The sequence below is a fragment of the Pseudomonas simiae genome (assembly GCF_900111895.1).
Classification (GTDB): domain Bacteria; phylum Pseudomonadota; class Gammaproteobacteria; order Pseudomonadales; family Pseudomonadaceae; genus Aquipseudomonas; species Aquipseudomonas simiae.
Genome location: NZ_FOKB01000002.1, coordinates 754,856 through 773,365, shown reverse-complemented (window position 1 = coordinate 773,365; position 18,510 = coordinate 754,856). Strand labels below are relative to the sequence as shown.

The following is an 18,510-nucleotide window of genomic DNA, read 5'->3' as shown; positions in this document are numbered from 1 at the left end:
GCAGGCGACGCGTTTTTTGCGTAAAACTGCGGTGCGCCCATCGCAGCCTCGCGAACGCTCGACAGCTCCCACCCGACAGCAACTGTACGGATAAATCCGCACGCAGCTGTAGACCCTTGATCGGTGAGGGATGTGGCTAGATGGGCTTCCCTTGAAGCCCTCTAGATTCGGTTCTTCTCCATGAGCTCGCGCGAAAACACCGGCATGGCCCTCGGCCTGCTGGGCGTCATCATCTTCAGCCTGACCCTGCCCTTCACCCGCATCGTGGTGCAGGAAATCCATCCGTTACTCAACGGCCTGGGCCGTGCGTTGTTCGCGGCGATCCCGGCGGCGGCGCTGTTGCTGTGGCGTCGCGAACGCTGGCCGACCTGGCGTCAGGTGCGTGGGCTGTGCCTGGTGATCGCGGGCGTGATCCTGGGTTTCCCGGTGCTGTCAGCGTGGGCCATGCAGACCCTGCCGGCATCCCATGGCGCACTGGTCAACGGCCTGCAACCGCTGTGCGTGGCGCTGTACGCGGCGTGGCTGTCCCATGAACGACCGTCGAAAGCCTTTTGGGCCTGTGCGGCACTGGGCAGTGGGTTGGTATTGAGTTATGCGTTGATCACCGGCGCCGGCAGTATCCAGGCGGGTGATTTGCTGATGCTGGGCGCGATTGCCGTGGGTGGGCTGGGTTACGCAGAAGGCGGCCGACTGGCCAAGGAAATGGGCGGCTGGCAGGTGATCTGCTGGGCGCTGGTGCTGTCGACGCCCGTGCTGATCGGGCCGGTGTGGTACCTGGCGGCGCAGCATCAAGGCGCGATTTCCATGCGCGCCTGGTGGGCATTCGGCTACGTGTCGCTGTTTTCGCAATTCCTCGGGTTCTTCGCCTGGTACGCCGGGTTGGCCATGGGCGGGATTGCGCGAGTCAGCCAGATCCAGCTGTTGCAGATCTTCTTCACCATCGCGTTTTCGGCGCTGTTCTTTGGTGAACACATCGAGCCGATTACCTGGCTGTTTGCGTGTGGGGTGATCGTGACGGTGATGCTGGGGCGCAAGACGGCGGTGCAGCCTGCGCCAGCCCCCAAGGCTGCCGCTCTTTAAATCGAATCGTGCTTCAGGCCAGGTAGCCATCCGCGCGCAGCAGGGTTTCCAGGCAGTGTTCGGTGATGTGGTAGAAGGCCTTGAGCTCCTGGATTTTCTCCAGCAACTGCGCGTTGTCCACAGGCTCGGCGCGTTTGACCGCAAGAATCATCTTGTTCTTGTTGGTGTGCTCCAGTGAGATGAACTCGAACACCTTGGTCTCATAACCACAGGCTTCGAGGAACAACGCACGCAAGCTGTCGGTGACCATTTCCGCCTGCTGGCCCAGGTGCAGGCCGTATTGCAGCATCGGCTTGAGCAGCGCCGGGCTCTGGATCTGCAGGCGGATCTGCTTGTGGCAGCACGGCGAGCACATGATGATCGACGCGCCGGAACGGATGCCGGTGTGGATCGCGTAGTCCGTGGCAATGTCGCAGGCATGCAGGGCGATCATCACGTCCAGCTCGCTGGGCGCCACGCTGCGCACATCACCGCATTTGAACACCAGCCCCGGATGCTCCAGGCGGGCGGCGGCGGTGTTGCAGAGGGTCACCATGTCTTCGCGCAGCTCGACGCCGGTCACTTCGCCTTCGGCCTTGAGGGTGTTGCGCAGGTAGTCGTGAATGGCAAAGGTCAGGTAGCCCTTGCCCGAGCCGAAGTCGGCGACGCGCACCGGCTGGTCCAGCTTCAAGGGTGACGAGGTGAGCGCATGGCTGAACACTTCGATGAACTTGTTGATCTGCTTCCACTTGCGCGACATCGACGGGATCAGCGCCTGCTTGGCGTCGGTCACGCCCAGGTCGGCGAGAAAGGGTCGGCTCAGATCGAGGAATCGATTCTTCTCACGGTTATGTTCAGCCGACGGCGCTTCACGCAGTTGCTGCGGCTTGCTTTTGAACAGTGAGCTTTTGTTCTTTTTGCTGTATTCCAACTGGGCTTCGTCAGTCAGCGACAGCAGGTGCGCATTCTTGAACGAGGTTGGCAGCAACTCGGCAATCGCCGCCACACCTTCCGCCAGCAGGAAGTTCTTGGTGATGTCGCGGGTCTTGTAGCGGTAGACGAAGGACAGGCACGCCTGTTCCTTGACCGTGACCGGCTTGATGATCAGCCGCTGCAACTCGGCTTCCTCACCGACGTACTTGGCCAGCACCAGCTTGATAAAGGCGTTCTGCGCGAGGCTTGCGCTGAGCAGTTCGACGAACTGGGCATGATGATCCGGCGCAGGACGGGCAGGTTGAGCGGTGACAGACATGAACTAAAACGCCTCGGGCAGGGAATGCCGGGCATTTTAGGGGGGATAGCGGTTCAGGGCACGGGGTTATTTGACTAACGGTCAGTGTATTGCCGACACAAAACCCACATTTAGAACTGCACTGTCTGGATTACTCGAGTACGACCAATCGATTCGGCAGTTCGTTACGCGTCTGCGTCTGCGTCACCGGCACATGCACCTTCAACAACTCGCCACAGGCCTCGATGCAACTGATAAACCCAGCCAGTGTCTGCCCCTGTTTCACCTGCTGGGTAAACGCCTTGACGATCACATCCCAGCTGCTGTCATCCAGGCGTTTGGAAATGCCGTCATCCACCAGGATCTCCACGTACCGCTCTGCCTCGCTGACAAAGATCAGAACGCCGGTGCTGCCCAGCGTGTGGTGCAGGTTCTGCTCCAGGAACTGCCGCCGCGCCAGGTTGGACGCACGCCAGTGGCGCACCGAACGGGGGATCAACCGCGTGGTGACCTTGGGCAGGCGGAACACCAGGCACAACACGATGAATGTCGCCCATTGCGCCAGCAACAAGGTGTACATGGTCAGGTAACCCGACAGGTAATGCACCACACCGGGCACCACCAACGCGATCAGGCTGGCCCACAACAGTGGGATGTAGGCGTAGTCGTCGGCGCGGGCGGCCAACACGGTCACCAGTTCCGCGTCGGTGGTTTTCTCGACGCGGGCGATCGCTTCCGCGACTTGGCGCTGCTCGTGTTCAGTCAGTAATGCCATGGTTGTCGTTGCTCTCTCATTATTATCATCACCAGCCGCCTGAAGCCCCGCCGCCGCCAAAGCCGCCACCGCCGCCCCGGAAACCACCACCGCCGCCCCCGCCACCACCGCCACGGCCGCTGCTGCTGAGAATCGCCAGCAAGATAGCGCCCACCGGCAGCCCCATGCGATTGCACAGCCACAACACGCCGATCAGCAGGATAAACAGGCCAATGGAAAACCCGGGATTATCCTTGGCAAAGTTGGCATCCGCCACATGCGCCGGCACGGCCAGCGGCTCGCCGCCCACCACCTGCACCATCGCCGAAACGCCGTCGCTGATGCCCTGGCTGTAATTACCGGCCTTGAACTTAGGCGCGATCACTTGGTTGATGATCACCCAGGACTGCGCATCGGTCAGCGTGCCTTCGAGGCCATAGCCGACTTCGATGCGCAATTTGCGCTCATCCCGGGCGACGATCAACAGCGCGCCGTTATCCTTGCCCTTCTGGCCGATGCCCCATTGGCGGCCGAGTTGATAACCGTAATCCTCAATGGGCACGCCCTGCAGGTCTGGCACCGTGACCACCACGATCTGGTCGCCACGGGTTTGCTCCAGTGCCTGCAATTGCTGGGTAATCTGCTCGCGCACCGCCGGGTCGATCATCTGGGCGGTGTCCACCACCCGCCCGCTCAACGCCGGGAAGCTCAGCGCCGCCTGGGCCACGCCCACGCAGGCCAACAACCACAGCGCCAGGCCTATCCGTAATAAACGCATCGACACCTCAGTGCAGCCTTATTTGAACTTCACTTGCGGCGCTTTATCGGCATCGGCGCTGGTGGCTTCAAACGTGGCGCGGATCGGCAAGTCGCTGTACATCACGCTGTGCCACAGGCGGCCCGGGAAGGTGCGGATCTCGGTGTTGTAGGCCTGCACTGCCTGGATAAAGTCGCGGCGGGCCACGGCGATACGGTTTTCAGTGCCTTCAAGCTGGGATTGCAGGGCCAGGAAGTTCTGGTTGGCCTTCAGGTCCGGGTACCGCTCGGACACCACCATCAAGCGGCTGAGTGCACCGCTCAAACCGTCCTGGGCCTGTTGGAACTGCTTGAGTTTTTCCGGATTGTCGAGGGTGCTCGCATCCACTTGGATCGAGGTGGCCTTGGCCCGTGCTTCAATCACGGCGGTGAGGGTGTCCTGCTCATGGGCAGCGTAGCCCTTGACCACTTCCACCAGGTTGGGGATCAGGTCGGCGCGGCGTTGGTATTGGTTTTGCACCTGACCCCAGGCGGCTTTGGCCTGTTCGTCCAGGGTCGGGATGTTATTGATGCCACAACCGCTCAGCACTGTGCTGATCAATAGCAGCGCCGCGGCTTTCAAGCCCCAGCGGTAACCTTGTGCTGCTTGCATGGTGTTTCTCCTGCCCAATCTTGATGGAATGTTACGACTAACCCTATACACCGCGCGCTTGGGGCATAATCCGCCACCACTGGAATGCATCGAACCAATCAGCTACAAAGATGCCCAGCGCGAAAAAGAGTTCAGAGTGTGCTGCATTTATCTGAACAACACCCGAACAACAATAGACGCTCCCCACATTTTGGCCGATCAGCGTAATTGCTGTGCAGTGAGCCGAAAAAGGATATTCATGAAGAAGCTGTGTTTGCTCGGCCTTGTTGCCACTCTGGCCACCCATCCCGTCTGGGCAGAAACAAAGCCTGCTGCGCTTAAAGACAAGGACGCCTTCGTCAGCGACCTGCTCAAGCAGATGACCCTGGATGAAAAGATCGGCCAATTGCGCCTGATCAGCATCGGCCCCGAGATGCCCCGTGAGCTGATCCGCAAGGAAATCGCCGCCGGTCGCATCGGCGGCACGTTCAACTCCATCACCCGCCCGGAAAACCGTCCGATGCAGGACGCGGCCATGCGCAGCCGCCTGAAGATCCCGATGTTCTTCGCCTACGACGTGATCCACGGCCACCGCACAATTTTCCCGATCAGCCTGGCGCTTGCCTCCAGCTGGGACATGGACGCCATCGGCCGCTCCGGGCGGATCGCCGCCCAGGAAGCCGCCGCCGACAGCCTCGACATCACCTTCGCGCCGATGGTCGACATCTCCCGCGACCCACGCTGGGGTCGTACGTCCGAGGGCTTCGGTGAAGACACCTACCTGGTCTCGCGCATTGCCGAAGTGATGGTCAAGGCGTTCCAGGGCGTGAGCCCCGCGAATGCCGACAGCATCATGGCCAGCGTCAAGCACTTCGCCCTGTACGGCGCGGTGGAAGGCGGCCGCGATTACAACGTGGTCGACATGAGCCCGGTCAAGATGTACCAGGACTACCTGCCGCCGTACCACGCGGCGATCAAGGCCGGTTCCGGCGGCGTGATGGTGGCGCTGAACTCGATCAACGGCGTACCCGCCACCGCCAACACCTGGCTGATGAACGACCTGCTGCGCAAGGACTGGGGCTTCAAGGGCCTGGCCGTGAGCGACCATGGCGCAATCTTCGAACTGATCAAGCACGGCGTGGCCAAGGATGGGCGCGAAGCCGCCAAGCTGGCAATCAAGGCCGGCATCGACATGAGCATGAACGACTCGCTGTACGGCAAGGAATTGCCGGGGCTGCTCAAGTCCGGCGAGATCGAACAGAGCGACATTGATAACGCCGTTCGCGAAGTGCTCGGCGCCAAGTACGACATGGGCCTGTTCAAGGACCCCTACCTGCGTATCGGCAAAGCCGAGGACGACCCGGCCGACACCTACGCCGAAAGCCGCCTGCACCGCGCAGAAGCCCGCGACATCGCGCGCCGCAGCCTGGTGCTGCTGAAAAACCAGAACAACACCCTGCCGCTGAAAAAATCAGCGACCATCGCCCTGGTCGGCCCGCTGGCCAAGGCGCCGATCGACATGATGGGCAGTTGGGCCGCTGCCGGCAAACCGGAACAATCGGTCACCCTGCTCGACGGCCTCAACGCGGTGATTGGCGAAAAAGGCAAGATCATCTATGCCCGTGGCGCCAACATCACCCAGGATAAGGCCGTGGTCGACTACCTGAACTTCCTCAACTTCGATGCCCCTGAAGTGGTGGATGACACCCGCCCTGCCCAGGTGATGATCGACGAAGCGGTCAAGGCCGCCAAGGAGGCCGATGTGGTGGTCGCCGCCGTGGGTGAGTCCCGTGGCATGTCCCACGAATCCTCGAGCCGCACCGACCTGAACATCCCGCAGAGCCAGCGCGACCTGATCAAGGCCCTGAAGGCTACCGGCAAGCCGCTGGTGTTGGTGCTGATGAACGGCCGTCCACTGTCGATCCTCGAAGAGAACCAACAGGCCGACGCGATCCTGGAAACCTGGTTCGCCGGCACCGAAGGCGGCAACGCGATTGCCGACGTGCTGTTTGGTGACTACAACCCGTCAGGCAAGCTGCCGATCACCTTCCCACGCTCGGTGGGGCAGATTCCCACCTACTACAACCACCTGACCATCGGCCGGCCGTTCACCCCAGGCAAGCCGGGCAACTACACCTCGCAGTACTTCGATGACACCACCGGGCCGCTGTTCCCGTTCGGATATGGCTTGAGCTACACCACGTTCAGCCTGTCGGACATGGCGCTGTCGTCCACCACGCTGAACAAGACCGGCAAGCTCGATGCCAGTGTCACCGTGAAAAACACCGGCAAGGTGGATGGGGAAACCGTCGTCCAGCTGTACATCCAAGACGTGGCCGGCTCGATGATCCGCCCGATCAAGGAGCTGAAGAACTTCCAGAAGGTCATGCTCAAGGCGGGTGAAGAGCGCACGCTGCACTTCACCATCACCGAGGAGGACTTGAAGTTCTACAATACCCAGCTCAAATTCGCGGCAGAGCCGGGTGAGTTCAATGTGCAGATCGGGTTGGATTCCCAGGATGTGCAGCAGCAGACCTTCGAACTGCTCTAACGCCTGACGCGGTCAGAACATGTGGGAGCGGGCGTGCTCGCGAATGCGGTGGATCAGTCGCTGATTTTAGTAACTGACACGCAGCCTTCGCGAGCAAGCCCGCTCCCACATTTCGATCGAGTTGACCTGATTAGCCGCGTCGGTCGAGCAAGTTGACCACCAACCGATCAATCCAGCCCCACACCCGCTGCTTCACCCGCCGCCACAACGGCCGCGACTTCCACGCCTCCAGGCTGACCGCCTGGCTCTGGGCAAAATCCCGTTCGAAACTGTCCGCCACGGCCTCGGTCAATGCCGGGTCCAGCGCTTCCAGGTTGGCTTCCAGGTTGAAGCGCAAATTCCAGTGATCAAAGTTGCACGAGCCGATGCTTACCCAATCGTCCACCAGCACCATTTTCAAGTGCAGGAAGCACGGCTGGTATTCAAAGATCTGCACGCACGAACGCAGCAAGCGCGGGTAATAACGGTGGCCGGCGTAACGCACGGACGGGTGATCGGTGCGCGGGCCGGTGAGCAACAAACGCACGTCGACGCCGCGCCCGGCGGCACGGCGCAAGGCACGGCGCACGCTCCAGGTCGGCAGGAAGTACGGTGTGGCCAGCCAGATACGCTGCTGGCTGCTGTTCAAGGCGCGGATCAGCGATTGCAGGATATCGCGGTGCTGGCGGGCATCGGCATAGGCCACCCGACCCAGGCCGGGGCCCGTCGCCGGCACCTTGGGCAACCGCGGCAAACCGAAATGGGTGGCGGGTTTCCACTCCCGACGAGCTGCATTGGCATGCCATTGGCGATCGAACAGCGCCTGCCAGTCCAAAACCAGCGGCCCGCTGATCTGCACCATGACTTCATGCCAGTCGGCGCTGTCGTTGCCTGGCGTCCAGAATTCATCGGTCACCCCGGTGCCGCCCACAAAGGCCATGTCCTGGTCGATCAGCAGCAGTTTGCGATGATCGCGGTACAGGTTGCGCATCCAGCGGCGCCAATTCAGGCGGTTGTAGAAACGCAGCTCCACACCCGCGTCCGTCAAGCGTTTGCGCAACCCGAGGGTAAACGCCAGGCTGCCGTAATCATCGAACAGGCAGCGCACCCGCACGCCGCGTTCAGCGGCGAGGACCAGTGCCTGCACCATCGCTTCGGCGCAGGCACCGGCTTCCACCAGGTACAACTCCAGCTCGACCTGCCGCTCGGCGCGGGCAATGCCCACCAGCATCTGCGGAAAAAAATTCGGCCCATCGATCAGCAATTCGAAACGGTTGGCGCTGCGCCATGGGAACACCGCGCCGCTCATGTCAGCGCGCCGTGAAAATCAGCACCGCACCCACCGGCACCGACAGACTGATCGACTTGAGCCCCGCCGCCTTGCGCAACGCTGCCACGCCCGGCGCCAGGTCGAAGTCCTCGGCATGCACCACCAGCGGTTCCAGGGTCACCACCTGGAAACGCCGGTCATCCAGGCGCGTCGCCAGCAGCTCGGCGCTGTAGGTCTGGGTCTTGCCGTGCAGGGTCACGGACAACGGCAGGCGCAATTCCAATTGCGCACCAGGGGCCAAATCGTTGATCGGTTGCAGGTTGATCTGCGCGTTGATCAGCGCGTCTGGAAACGTCTTGATCTCGAACAACTGATTGCGCATGCGCTCGTCGCGCAGCGGAACGCCGCTGTTGACCGACTCCAGCTCCACCTCCAGTTGCGCCGCGCCCTTGCTGTCGACTTTGCCGTGCAACACCAGGAAGCGCTGCACTTCGGCGATTTCGGTGTTCTTGGTGGTGACGAACGACAGGCGCGAGGACTCGTTATCCAGATACCAGTCGGCATGGGCAGGCACAGCGGCGGCGGCCAAGAGGGCGAAGGCCAGGGGTTTGATCACAGAAGCGTTGAACATTGAAAACTCGCGGGGCGAAAAACCTGAACGAACCTTAACCGTCCATTGGAGCGGAAGCAAAGTCTGTGATGAGCGGGCGTGGAATCCCGGGAAAGAACGCTACAGCGTCGTCAAACAATTAGTCGGCGCTTTTTTGTGCCTGCTGTTTGTGCTTTATGGCGACTGTACGTGGGAGGCCTTGTGCCTGCCGAGTTGCTTCTTCTCGGATTCCAACCTGCGTACAGCTGCCCCCCCCACGCTTGGAATCGTGACTGGCAGCTCTTTTTGGTTGTACCAAAGGAGCAAGCTATGCCGTACGAAATACCCTCAGCCGAAACTATCGGCGCCGCGACCTTTGCAGATTGCGGAGAAAACAAAAGCCATTTGAAAGTGTTCCGTGTCAACGCAGGGGTTCCGCTGCTGGAAGCCCTTGAACACGCCTCGCACGTGCTTTATTACGCAAAAATGCTCTCGCTTGAGGCCGCCATGGACCCCAAGGCGGAGAAGTTCGCTTTCGCCTCGCACTATTTGGGTGAAATGGGCAAAGCGATCATTGATGATCTGCTGTTGGCTATGCAACCTGGCAGCCCAGCCACGTAGTAAGTCGTTCGCGCCCGATGCAGTGCATCGGGCGCCTACCAGTGCTTCTCTCATTTCCAATGATTAGTGCAAATCCCCTGTGGGAGCTGGCTTGCCTGCGATAGCGGCAGGTCAGTCAACATCACTATCGCCTGTGCCGCCATCATCGCAGGCAAGCCAGCTCCCACATGGGGTCGCGGTGTGTCAGGGGTTCAAGCGGCAGCCCTGCCGATCCCCCAACCACCGTGCACTGTGCGTACGCCCCAAACCGCTGGCCGTGACTTCACTGCGCTCGGGGTTATCGGTAAAGGCACTGGTGGGCACGTACTGCTTCACATACCCCCGGCAATACTCCGCCGGGTTGTTCGCCACATACCGACACGAGCAATACTCCTTGGCCGTATACGCCGCGATGATGTCGGGGAAAGCTTGCAGGTTGACGCGCTCGTGCCAGATCCACCCCAGCAGGGCGAGCAACAGCAGCAGAAACAGGCTGGTAAACGGACGACGACGGATCATGGCTGCACCGCCGCAAGCACGCGTTTGAGCAGTTCGTTGTGGCGATAGCTGCCGTCGCGGTCGTCGCCGTAGCGTACGATCACCAGATGTTCTTCAGGCATCACAAACAGCGCCTGACCCCAATGGCCGAGGGCCGCAAAGGTGTCGGCGGGGGCGTCTGGCCAGGGCCGTGGCGCACCTTGGTTAAGCCACCAGTGACCGCCGGGAACGGCTTCGTCCTGGCCGGCCTTGTACTTATCGAACGGCTGACGGTTGAAGGCAACCCAGTCTTTGGGCAGCAACTGGTGTTCCCCCCAACGGCCGTCCCGTGCCATCAACAGGCCGACACGCGCCAGGTCGCGAGCCGTGAGGTAGGCGTAAGAGGAAGCGACGAAGGTTTCATCGGCGTCGGTTTCCCAGGTGGCGTTGCGGATCCCCAATGGCTTGAACAACGCATCCCACGGGTAACTCATATACGCCTTATGCCCGAGCATGCCTTTCAGGGTGGCGGACAGGATATTGGTGTCACCGCTGGAGTACCGGAACACCTGGCCCGGTGCAGTGGCGGCCTCGGTATCGGCGGCAAAGTCAGCCATGTCGCCGCGGCCACGGGTGTAAAGCATCGCCACCACCGAAGATTTCAGTGGCGCGTATTCATAGTCTTCCTGCCAGTCGAGGCCCGAGGCCCAGTGCAGCAAGTCGGCCATGGTCACAGTCGGGTGCTGCTTCATTGGCGGGTAAAAACGCGCGGCGGGGTCGGTCAATTTGAAGCGGTTTTCGCCGTAGGCCACGCCCAGCACGGTCGCCATCAGGCTTTTGCTGACGGACCAGGTGAGGTGCGGAGTGCTGGCGGTGGTGGGCGTGGCGTAGCGTTCGTAGATGACCTGGCCGTCGCGGATCACCAACAATGCGTCAGTGCGGATGCCTTGGCGGGTGGCGTCGTCTCGCGCCGGAAAAGCGTAAGCATCCAGAGCATCAACTGCGGGACCCGAGAGCGGTGTGCCCTTGGCCCATTCCTTATCGGGCCAGGTTTCGGCGTAAGCGGCAACGGTGACGAACAACAGGGCAACGCACAACAGGCCTCTGACCATGGACGCAAACTCAAGGGGGCATTCAAGCCCGCGAGCCTAGCCGAGGGTGATGACAGATTTGCGACATGGAGGGCTGTCATCCAAGCGTCACCATAACTTCATGGAGATGACACCGGGCCTCCATAGCCTGACTTTGGACAACAAAGTCGACCGGCCGAAATCGTGGCCGGCACTCGGAGACTCGCCATGACTCAGATCGCCCGCATCAGCGACACCGGCAATGAACGCCGTCTGCAAGCCGAACGCCTGGTTGGCGCGCAGGCGTTGCAGGAAGCCCAGGCCCTGCGGTTCAACGTGTTCAGCGGCGAATTCAACGCCAAGCTGAAAGGCGCGGAACTGGGCCTGGACATGGATGACTATGATGTTCACTGCAGCCACATCGGCGTGCGGGACTTGAACAGCGGTCGACTGGTGGCCACCACTCGCTTGCTGGACCACCAGGCTGCCAGCACCTTGGGTCGGTTCTACAGCGAAGAAGAATTCAGCCTGCATGGCTTGCTCCACCTGCAAGGCCCGATCCTGGAAATCGGCCGCACTTGCGTCGATCCGGCCTACCGCAACGGTGGCACCATTGCCGTGTTGTGGGGCGAGTTGGCCGAAGTGCTCAACCAGGGTGGCTACAGCTACTTGATGGGCTGCGCGAGCATCCCGATGCACGACGGCGGCATCCAGGCTCACGCGATCATGCAGCGCCTGCGCGAACGCTACCTGTGCAATGAACACCTGCGCGCCGAACCGAAAAAACCCCTGCCGGCGCTGGACCTGCCGTCCAACGTGATCGCCGAAATGCCGCCACTGCTCAAGGCTTACATGCGCCTGGGGGCGAAGATCTGCGGCGAGCCGTGCTGGGATGAAGATTTCCAGGTGGCCGACGTGTTTATCCTGCTCAAGCGCGATGAGCTATGCCCGCGCTATGCACGCCACTTCAAGGCGGCCATGTGATGAGCCGCCTGCGCGTGTACGGGCGCATTGCCCGCGTACTGCTAGTGGTGGCACTGGGCTTGAGCATGGCCAGTGTATTCGGCGTGTTCGAACGGTTGGGCGTGGCCAACTCGATGGTGCGCCGCCAGCGCTGGTCGCGGTTCTTCATGGCGCGGCTGACCAACGCCCTGCCCTTTCGCGTGACGGTGCACGGTGAGTTGCCGCAAACGCCGATGCTGTGGGTGAGCAATCACGTGTCCTGGACCGACATTCCCCTGCTGGGCATGGTGACGCCGATGTCGTTCCTGTCCAAGGCCGAAGTGCGTACCTGGCCGGTGGCAGGCTGGCTGGCGGCCAAAGCCGGCAGCTTGTTTATCCGCCGGGGTTCGGGCGATAGCCAGTTGATCCGCAAGCAGATGACCCGTCACCTGGAGCAACAACACCCGCTGCTGATGTTCCCCGAAGGCACCACCACCGACGGGCGTAGCCTGCGCACTTTCCACGGGCGTTTGCTGGCCAGTGCGATCGATGCGGATGTATGCCTGCAACCGGTGGCGATCCGTTATCTGCGTGAGGGGCAAGTGGACCCGCTGGCGCCTTTTATTGGCGATGATGATTTGTTGTCGCACCTGATGCGCTTATTTGCCAACGACCAGGGCGATGTGGAAATCCATGTGCTCAAGCCAATTGCCTGTGCCGGGCAGGAACGCGCGGCGCTGGCGTATCAGGCGCAGCAGGCGGTGCAAAAGGCGTTGTTTGGGCCCTTGCCCGAGGCAGAACAGATCGCGGCTCGACCGGCATTCGCGGCATAAAGCGGGCATGGTCAACGTGTGGGAGCTGACTTGCCTGCGATAGCGGTGGGTCAGCAACACATGTATCAACTGGCAGACTGCAATCGCAGGCAAGCCAGCTCCCACCTTAAATCGATGGCGTCAGTCGGGAGTGTGCAAAGGCCTGCAGCTCGGGATAGAACAACCGGAAGTCTTCACTCAGCGGCTCATACAACTCGCGCAATTCCTGCATGGCATGCCCCAGTTCCTCGGGCTGTGTCAGGCGCCGGGCGATCCCGCGCAACACCTGCTCCATCACCGCAAACTCGCGGTAGGAGCCCAGCCAGTCATCCGCCGCCATATACGGTGCAATCTGCGCCAGCCGCCCCGGCAACTGCGGCTCGGCCGCCAGCACGCGGTAAACCTGCGACGTGAAATGCTCAAGGGGCTGGTCGGCATACAAGGTCCAGTCCCGCGCCAGGCAGTGATCGAAAAACACATCGAGGACGATCCCGGCATAGCGCCTACGGGTAAGGCTGAAGCGCGACAGCGCCTCCCCCACCAGCGGGTGGCTGTCGGTGAAGCGGTCGATGGAACGATGCAGCTGGATCGCCGATTCAATTTGCGGGCTGAACTGGCCCTGCAGGCGGCCTTTGACGAAGTCGCCATACAGGCTGCCCAGCAGTTGCGCAGGAAGTTGGCCGCCCAGGTGCAGATGTGCGAGATAATTCATGGCGCGCAGTCTATCACTGCCCTCAACGTATCGTTATAACCCGATATACCGATTAAGCCTAGGCTCAGACCAAAATCATATTGGTCTATCGGGATAGATCGATATAAAGTTCGCCTCATCGCGATATAACGCTGTACAAAACCGAGCATCTGCCATGTCCATCGACCTCGACGAAATAATAAAAGCCCTGGCACACCCAGTACGACGAGACATCCTCACCTGGCTGAAAGACCCCAAAGTGCAGTTCCCCGAACAATTGCACAACCACGAATACGGCATCTGCGCCGGGCAGATCGACCAACGCTGCGGCTTGTCCCAGTCGACCGTGTCAGCCCACCTGGCCACCCTCCAACGCGCCGGGTTGATCAGCAGCCAGAAGGCCGGCCAGTGGCACTTTTTCAAACGCAACGAGGACACCATCCAGGCGTTCCTCGCGGCGCTCACCACCGAACTCAGCGCGGACGACAACGCCGCGTTGTAACAAGGAAACGATAATGCCCCTCTCGCTACTCATACTGGCCCTCAGTGCCTTCGCCATCGGCACCACCGAGTTCGTCATCATGGGCTTGCTGCCCGATGTGGCAGCGGACCTGGGTGTGTCAATTCCCGGCGCCGGCTGGCTGGTGACCGGCTACGCCCTGGGCGTGGCCATCGGCGCGCCCTTCATGGCGCTGGCCACCGCCAAGCTGCCTCGCAAGGCGGCCCTGGTAGCGTTGATGGGTATCTTCATTATCGGCAACCTGCTCTGCGCCCTGGCCAGTGACTACAACGTGCTGATGTTTGCCCGTGTCGTCACCGCGCTGTGCCACGGTGCGTTCTTTGGTATTGGTTCGGTGGTCGCCGCCAACCTGGTGCCCGCCAACAAGCGAGCTTCGGCCGTGGCCCTGATGTTCACCGGCCTGACCCTGGCCAACGTGCTCGGCGTACCGCTGGGTACCGCACTCGGCCAGGAAGCCGGCTGGCGCTCGACCTTCTGGGCAGTGACGGTGATTGGTGTGGTGGCGTTGATCGGCCTGATCCGCTTCCTGCCCGCCAAGCGTGATGAAGAGAAACTCGACATGCGCGCCGAACTGGCCGCCCTCAAGGGCGCCGGCATCTGGCTGTCGCTGAGCATGACCGCGCTGTTTGCCGCGTCCATGTTCACCCTCTTCACCTACGTAGCGCCGCTGCTCGGCGATGTCACCGGCGTGTCGCCCAAGGGCGTGACCTGGACCCTGCTGCTGATCGGCCTGGGTCTCACCGTGGGCAACATCATCGGCGGCAAATTGGCGGACAAACGCCTGGCGGCCACCTTGATCGGCGTGTTCATCAGCATGGCGGTGGTCTCCACGGCTCTGACCTGGACCAGCGTCGCCGTGATCCCGACCGAAATCACCCTGTTCCTGTGGGCCACCGCGTCGTTCGCCGCCGTGCCGGCGTTGCAGATCAACGTGGTGACCTTCGGCAAGGCCGCACCGAACCTGGTGTCCACCTTGAACATCGGCGCTTTCAACATCGGCAATGCCCTCGGCGCCTGGGTGGGCGGCAGTGTGATTGCCCACGGTTTCGGCCTGACCCGCGTGCCCTTGGCCGCAGCGGTCCTGGCGATCCTCGCGCTGTTGGTGACCCTGATTACTTTCCGCCAGACCGGCGATGCCGACCTGGCCCCTGCGACCCACTGATCCACTTCAAAGACAAAGGTGCTTTCCCCATGACGACTATTTTCGATCCGATCAAACTGGGCGACCTGGAACTGTCGAACCGCATCATCATGGCGCCGCTGACCCGCTGCCGTGCCGACGCCGGTCGTGTGCCCAACGCGCTGATGGCCGAGTACTACGTGCAACGCGCCTCCGCCGGGCTGATCCTCAGCGAAGCCACGTCCGTGACGCCGTTGGGCGTAGGCTACCCGGACACACCGGGCATCTGGTCCAACGATCAGGTGCGCGGCTGGGCCAACGTCACCAAGGCGGTTCATGGCGCGGGCGGCAAGATCTTCCTGCAACTGTGGCACGTGGGCCGTATTTCCCATGAGTCGTACCTGAACGGCGAAACCCCGGTGGCCCCGAGCGCAATCCAGCCTAAAGGCCACGTCAGCCTGGTGCGCCCATTGGCCGACTACCCGACCCCCCGCGCCTTGGAAACCGCTGAAATCGCCGACATCGTCGACGCCTACCGCACCGGTGCCGAGAACGCCAAGGCCGCCGGTTTCGACGGCGTGGAAATCCACGGCGCCAACGGCTACCTGCTCGACCAGTTCCTGCAGAGCAGCACCAATAAGCGCACTGACCAGTACGGCGGCTCCCTGGAAAACCGCGCTCGCCTGTTGCTGGAAGTCACCGATGCAGCCATCGAAGTCTGGGGCGCTGGCCGTGTGGGTGTGCACCTGGCACCGCGGGCCGACGCCCACGACATGGGCGACGACAACCTGGCGGAAACCTTCACCTACGTCGCCAGCGAACTGGGCAAGCGTGGCATTGCGTTCATCTGCTCCCGTGAGAAAGAAGCCGGCGACAGCCTCGGCCCACAACTCAAGAAAGCCTTCGGCGGCGTGTACATCGCCAACGAACGCTTCACCAAGGACAGCGCCAACACCTGGCTGGCTTCGGGCAAAGCGGATGCGGTGGCCTTCGGTGTGCCGTTTATTGCCAACCCGGACTTGCCAGCACGCTTGAAGGCAGATGCGCCGCTGAACGAAGCGCATCCGGAAACCTTCTATGGCAAAGGCCCAGTCGGCTACATCGACTACCCGACCCTGGCGCTGTGAGGTAAAAAGCTGAAATGAAAAAGCCCCGGTTCGCAGGAACCGGGGCTTTTTTACGCCTATCTTGTCGAGTACGCGGGACCTGAGAGCAATACTCCTTCACAACCGTGCAACAAAATCGCTACAAAATACTTAGGCGGCTACCTATCAACCGCTGGACAGCCCGTATATAAAGTCACCCCACTAATCAGGCGGAAGGACGATTGACTGTCCTTGGGCTTTACTGTTGACACAACCTGATGCAATTACGCATTTTGTCTTAATTGCGCAGACTGGGGCTCCAACGCAGCATGTCCAGCCCCGCATCCACCCAGCGTTCGGCTTCCTGATGTAACTGGAAGCTGTCGGGAACCAGCAGCCACTGGCCGATCAGCCCGTTGATGTAGGCATGGATGCACACCGCGCCACGGGTGGTATCAAGATTTTCCGGAAGTTGCCCGCGGTGGACCGCGTTACGCAAGGTCAGGCCGATGCGCAGGTTGCATTCGAGGCTATGGGTCTGACGTTGGCGACGCATGTCGCACATTTCATCGGTGAATTCGCACTTATGAAACAAGATCTCGTTGATGCGCCGGGTTTTCGGGTCCAGGGCCACTTGATGAAACAAATGAATCAACAGTTTGCGCATGCAGCCCAGCGGGTCGAGTTCGTCCTCGCTTTCACTGGCCCTGGCCAACTCGTCCAGCGGCTCATGCAGCGTGTCGAGCAGCGCCTGCAGCAAATCGGATTTATTACTGAAATGCCAGTAGATGGCACCCCGCGTCACGCCGGCCAGCGCGGCGATGTCCGCCAGCGTGGTCCGCGCGACGCCGCGTTCATAGAACGCTTGCTCGGCGGCTTGAAGAATCTGGCTGCGCGTTTCCTGAGCTTCCTCTTTGGTGCGACGAACCATGGCAGTACAACCTCAATCAGGACACTTGGGACTATCGTTAACGCAGAATTAACCGCCAGTACCGATAATCCGAATATTTGTGGGACGACACCGTCATGGGTGCCGAACGTAATGGAATCGAGGCTTTGGGCGTTGCTTTGTCAACACTCCGCGCAGCCTGTCAAGAGTTTACAAACAACCATGAACGTAAGTATATTGCGTAGCAAGCTACTTATCTACTCAGTGTTTGTTTTTTACCCTTCCACCCTTCTTGTGCGCATCCTGCGCGCCTGACCCGAGGATCTTCATGCAACTTAAGCCAGCTGTTACCGCTCTGGTCACTGCCGTCGCCCTGGCATCGCTGCTCAGCGGATGTAAAAAGGAAGAAGCGGCTCCGCCCGCTCAAATCCCTCAGGTCGGCGTGGTCACTATCCAACCGCAAGCCTTTACGCTCACCTCCGAATTGCCGGGTCGCACCACCGCGTACCGCATTGCGGAAGTGCGACCGCAGGTCAACGGCATCATTCTCAAGCGCCTGTTCAAGGAAGGCGGCGACGTGAAGGAAGGGCAACAGCTCTACCAGATCGACCCTTCGGTGTATGAAGCCACCCTGAAAAGCGCACAAGCGAGCCTGACCCAGAGCAAGTCGATCAGCGACCGCTACAAGCAGTTGGTCGATGAGCAAGCCGTCAGCCGTCAGGAGTACGACACTGCCGTCGCCAACCGCATGACGTCGGAAGCCAACGTGCAAACCGCCCAGATCAACGTGCGTTACACCAAAGTGTTCGCGCCGATCTCCGGGCGTATTGGTCGTTCTTCGGTGACCGAAGGCGCACTGGTCAGCAACGGCCAGGCCGATGCCATGGCCGTGATCCAGCAACTGGACCCGATCTACGTCGACGTCACACAGTCTTCGGCAGAAATGCTGAAACTGCGCCGCGACCTGGCCAGCGGCCAACTGGAAAAAGCCGGCGACAACGCCGCCAAAGTCAAGCTGACCCTGGAAGACGGCAGCGCCTATGGCGTGGATGGCAAGCTGGAGTTCTCCGAAGTGTCGGTCGACCAGACCACCGGTTCCGTGACCCTGCGCGCCGTGTTCCCGAACCCTGACCACACCTTGCTGCCGGGCATGTTCGTTCACGCCCAGTTGCAAGCCGGTGTGAACAGCAAGGCCATCCTGGCCCCGCAGCAAGGCGTAACCCGTGACCTCAAGGGCACTCCAACAGCGCTGGTCGTCAACGCCGACAACAAGGTCGAGCAGCGCGAACTGGTGGCCAACCGTACTTACGGCGCCTACTGGCTGGTGGAAAAGGGCTTGAACGCCGGCGACCGTGTGATCACAGAAGGCTTGCAGTACGTCAAGCCGGGCGCCGAGGTCAAGGTCAAGGCGGCCGACAACGCCAAACCTGCTGACGCCGGCAGTGCTGCTGCTCCTGCTGCCGCTGCTGGCAAAGGGGAGTAAT

At 61.2% G+C, this 18,510-nt stretch carries 19 protein-coding genes; 9 read left to right on the top strand and 10 right to left on the bottom strand.

All coding sequences use genetic code 11. The features are described from left to right. Positions 1-180: 180 nt before the first annotated feature. Positions 181-1,080 carry a DMT family transporter gene (locus BMZ57_RS09520; protein ID WP_021492366.1) on the top strand — a complete coding sequence of 300 codons (900 nt, stop codon included), beginning with the start codon at positions 181-183 and terminating at the stop codon, positions 1,078-1,080. A 13-nt stretch (positions 1,081-1,093) separates the two neighbouring features. On the opposite strand, the gene BMZ57_RS09515 is transcribed toward BMZ57_RS09520, so the two are convergent. The 4 genes from BMZ57_RS09515 to BMZ57_RS09500 all read right to left on the bottom strand — a co-directional run bounded on the left by BMZ57_RS09515 (position 1,094) and on the right by BMZ57_RS09500 (position 4,452). Next, a complete protein-coding gene (locus BMZ57_RS09515; RefSeq protein WP_010212281.1) occupies positions 1,094-2,311 on the bottom strand; it encodes a class I SAM-dependent methyltransferase in 1,218 nt (405 codons plus the stop codon). Between the two features lie 130 nt (positions 2,312-2,441). Further along, a complete protein-coding gene (locus BMZ57_RS09510; RefSeq protein ID WP_069672327.1) occupies positions 2,442-3,065 on the bottom strand; it encodes a TPM domain-containing protein in 624 nt (207 codons plus the stop codon). 28 nt (positions 3,066-3,093) lie between these two features. Next, positions 3,094-3,822, bottom strand: coding sequence for a TPM domain-containing protein (locus BMZ57_RS29990; protein WP_010212285.1), 729 nt, complete (start codon positions 3,820-3,822; stop codon positions 3,094-3,096). Between the two features lie 18 nt (positions 3,823-3,840). Continuing rightward, the gene (locus BMZ57_RS09500; RefSeq protein ID WP_010212287.1) at positions 3,841-4,452 is read right to left on the bottom strand and encodes a LemA family protein; all 612 of its coding nucleotides are present in this window, start codon (positions 4,450-4,452) and stop codon (positions 3,841-3,843) included. A 238-nt stretch (positions 4,453-4,690) separates the two neighbouring features. Here BMZ57_RS09500 and bglX point away from each other — a divergent pair, with 238 nt between their 5' ends. Next, the gene (gene bglX / locus BMZ57_RS09495; protein ID WP_010212288.1) at positions 4,691-6,982 is read left to right on the top strand and encodes a beta-glucosidase BglX; all 2,292 of its coding nucleotides are present in this window, start codon (positions 4,691-4,693) and stop codon (positions 6,980-6,982) included. A 130-nt stretch (positions 6,983-7,112) separates the two neighbouring features. On the opposite strand, the gene BMZ57_RS09490 is transcribed toward bglX, so the two are convergent. Together BMZ57_RS09490 and BMZ57_RS09485 are read right to left on the bottom strand one after the other, a co-directional pair. Beyond that, a complete protein-coding gene (locus BMZ57_RS09490) occupies positions 7,113-8,270 on the bottom strand; it encodes a phospholipase D-like domain-containing protein (RefSeq protein ID WP_069672328.1) in 1,158 nt (385 codons plus the stop codon). Between the two features lies 1 nt (position 8,271). Next, a complete protein-coding gene (locus BMZ57_RS09485; RefSeq protein WP_010212292.1) occupies positions 8,272-8,862 on the bottom strand; it encodes a YceI family protein in 591 nt (196 codons plus the stop codon). A gap of 288 nt (positions 8,863-9,150) precedes the next feature. Here BMZ57_RS09485 and BMZ57_RS09480 point away from each other — a divergent pair, with 288 nt between their 5' ends. Beyond that, complete coding sequence (locus BMZ57_RS09480; RefSeq protein ID WP_010212293.1) at positions 9,151-9,441, top strand: DUF3077 domain-containing protein; 291 nt, start codon at positions 9,151-9,153, stop codon at positions 9,439-9,441. A gap of 183 nt (positions 9,442-9,624) precedes the next feature. Here BMZ57_RS09480 and BMZ57_RS09475 read toward each other — a convergent pair whose 3' ends face one another. Next, entirely contained in the window at positions 9,625-9,939 is a 315-nt protein-coding gene (locus BMZ57_RS09475; RefSeq protein WP_010212295.1) for a hypothetical protein, read from the bottom strand. Beyond that, entirely contained in the window at positions 9,936-11,009 is a 1,074-nt protein-coding gene (locus tag BMZ57_RS09470) for a serine hydrolase domain-containing protein (RefSeq protein ID WP_010212298.1), read from the bottom strand. Before BMZ57_RS09470 ends, BMZ57_RS09475 begins: the two co-directional genes overlap by 4 nt. Positions 11,010-11,195: 186 nt before the next feature. Between BMZ57_RS09470 and olsB the strand changes: the two genes are divergently transcribed. Both olsB and BMZ57_RS09460 read left to right on the top strand, forming a co-directional pair. Beyond that, positions 11,196-11,951: an L-ornithine N(alpha)-acyltransferase gene (olsB, locus tag BMZ57_RS09465; protein WP_003172415.1), complete on the top strand. Its 756-nt coding sequence runs from the start codon at positions 11,196-11,198 to the stop codon at positions 11,949-11,951. Beyond that, a complete protein-coding gene (locus tag BMZ57_RS09460; protein WP_010212301.1) occupies positions 11,951-12,742 on the top strand; it encodes a lysophospholipid acyltransferase family protein in 792 nt (263 codons plus the stop codon). Before olsB ends, BMZ57_RS09460 begins: the two co-directional genes overlap by 1 nt. A 106-nt stretch (positions 12,743-12,848) precedes the next feature. Here BMZ57_RS09460 and BMZ57_RS09455 read toward each other — a convergent pair whose 3' ends face one another. Then, positions 12,849-13,433 (bottom strand): acyl carrier protein phosphodiesterase, encoded by a 585-nt coding sequence (locus BMZ57_RS09455; protein ID WP_010212303.1) that lies wholly within the window; start codon positions 13,431-13,433, stop codon positions 12,849-12,851. 154 nt (positions 13,434-13,587) lie between these two features. On the opposite strand from BMZ57_RS09455, the gene BMZ57_RS09450 reads away from it, so the two are divergent. From BMZ57_RS09450 to BMZ57_RS09440, 3 genes are read left to right on the top strand one after another with little or no spacing between them, the layout of a single operon-like run. Further along, positions 13,588-13,914, top strand: coding sequence for an ArsR/SmtB family transcription factor (locus BMZ57_RS09450; protein WP_010212305.1), 327 nt, complete (start codon positions 13,588-13,590; stop codon positions 13,912-13,914). A gap of 13 nt (positions 13,915-13,927) precedes the next feature. Continuing rightward, positions 13,928-15,094, top strand: a complete 1,167-nt coding sequence (locus BMZ57_RS09445) for an MFS transporter (RefSeq protein ID WP_010212307.1) — start codon at positions 13,928-13,930, stop codon at positions 15,092-15,094. A gap of 29 nt (positions 15,095-15,123) precedes the next feature. Further along, a complete protein-coding gene (locus BMZ57_RS09440; RefSeq protein WP_010212309.1) occupies positions 15,124-16,179 on the top strand; it encodes an alkene reductase in 1,056 nt (351 codons plus the stop codon). 256 nt (positions 16,180-16,435) lie between these two features. Here BMZ57_RS09440 and BMZ57_RS09435 read toward each other — a convergent pair whose 3' ends face one another. Next, positions 16,436-17,068: a TetR family transcriptional regulator gene (locus tag BMZ57_RS09435; RefSeq protein ID WP_010212311.1), complete on the bottom strand. Its 633-nt coding sequence runs from the start codon at positions 17,066-17,068 to the stop codon at positions 16,436-16,438. Between the two features lie 286 nt (positions 17,069-17,354). Between BMZ57_RS09435 and BMZ57_RS09430 the strand changes: the two genes are divergently transcribed. Next, the gene (locus BMZ57_RS09430; protein WP_010212312.1) at positions 17,355-18,509 is read left to right on the top strand and encodes an efflux RND transporter periplasmic adaptor subunit; all 1,155 of its coding nucleotides are present in this window, start codon (positions 17,355-17,357) and stop codon (positions 18,507-18,509) included. Position 18,510 lies beyond the last annotated feature (1 nt).

Bases quoted from the DNA above. Each gene is read 5' to 3' on its own strand.
- BMZ57_RS09520 (WP_021492366.1), top strand. From the start codon at position 181: ATGAGCTCGCGCGAAAACACCGGCATGGCCCTCGGCCTGCTGGGCGTC.
- BMZ57_RS09515 (WP_010212281.1), bottom strand. From the start codon at position 2,311: ATGTCTGTCACCGCTCAACCTGCCCGTCCTGCGCCGGATCATCATGCC.
- BMZ57_RS09510 (WP_069672327.1), bottom strand. From the start codon at position 3,065: ATGGCATTACTGACTGAACACGAGCAGCGCCAAGTCGCGGAAGCGATC.
- BMZ57_RS29990 (WP_010212285.1), bottom strand. From the start codon at position 3,822: ATGCGTTTATTACGGATAGGCCTGGCGCTGTGGTTGTTGGCCTGCGTG.
- BMZ57_RS09500 (WP_010212287.1), bottom strand. From the start codon at position 4,452: ATGCAAGCAGCACAAGGTTACCGCTGGGGCTTGAAAGCCGCGGCGCTG.
- bglX (WP_010212288.1), top strand. From the start codon at position 4,691: ATGAAGAAGCTGTGTTTGCTCGGCCTTGTTGCCACTCTGGCCACCCAT.
- BMZ57_RS09490 (WP_069672328.1), bottom strand. From the start codon at position 8,270: ATGAGCGGCGCGGTGTTCCCATGGCGCAGCGCCAACCGTTTCGAATTG.
- BMZ57_RS09485 (WP_010212292.1), bottom strand. From the start codon at position 8,862: ATGTTCAACGCTTCTGTGATCAAACCCCTGGCCTTCGCCCTCTTGGCC.
- BMZ57_RS09480 (WP_010212293.1), top strand. From the start codon at position 9,151: ATGCCGTACGAAATACCCTCAGCCGAAACTATCGGCGCCGCGACCTTT.
- BMZ57_RS09475 (WP_010212295.1), bottom strand. From the start codon at position 9,939: ATGATCCGTCGTCGTCCGTTTACCAGCCTGTTTCTGCTGCTGTTGCTC.
- BMZ57_RS09470 (WP_010212298.1), bottom strand. From the start codon at position 11,009: ATGGTCAGAGGCCTGTTGTGCGTTGCCCTGTTGTTCGTCACCGTTGCC.
- olsB (WP_003172415.1), top strand. From the start codon at position 11,196: ATGACTCAGATCGCCCGCATCAGCGACACCGGCAATGAACGCCGTCTG.
- BMZ57_RS09460 (WP_010212301.1), top strand. From the start codon at position 11,951: ATGAGCCGCCTGCGCGTGTACGGGCGCATTGCCCGCGTACTGCTAGTG.
- BMZ57_RS09455 (WP_010212303.1), bottom strand. From the start codon at position 13,433: ATGAATTATCTCGCACATCTGCACCTGGGCGGCCAACTTCCTGCGCAA.
- BMZ57_RS09450 (WP_010212305.1), top strand. From the start codon at position 13,588: ATGTCCATCGACCTCGACGAAATAATAAAAGCCCTGGCACACCCAGTA.
- BMZ57_RS09445 (WP_010212307.1), top strand. From the start codon at position 13,928: ATGCCCCTCTCGCTACTCATACTGGCCCTCAGTGCCTTCGCCATCGGC.
- BMZ57_RS09440 (WP_010212309.1), top strand. From the start codon at position 15,124: ATGACGACTATTTTCGATCCGATCAAACTGGGCGACCTGGAACTGTCG.
- BMZ57_RS09435 (WP_010212311.1), bottom strand. From the start codon at position 17,068: ATGGTTCGTCGCACCAAAGAGGAAGCTCAGGAAACGCGCAGCCAGATT.
- BMZ57_RS09430 (WP_010212312.1), top strand. From the start codon at position 17,355: ATGCAACTTAAGCCAGCTGTTACCGCTCTGGTCACTGCCGTCGCCCTG.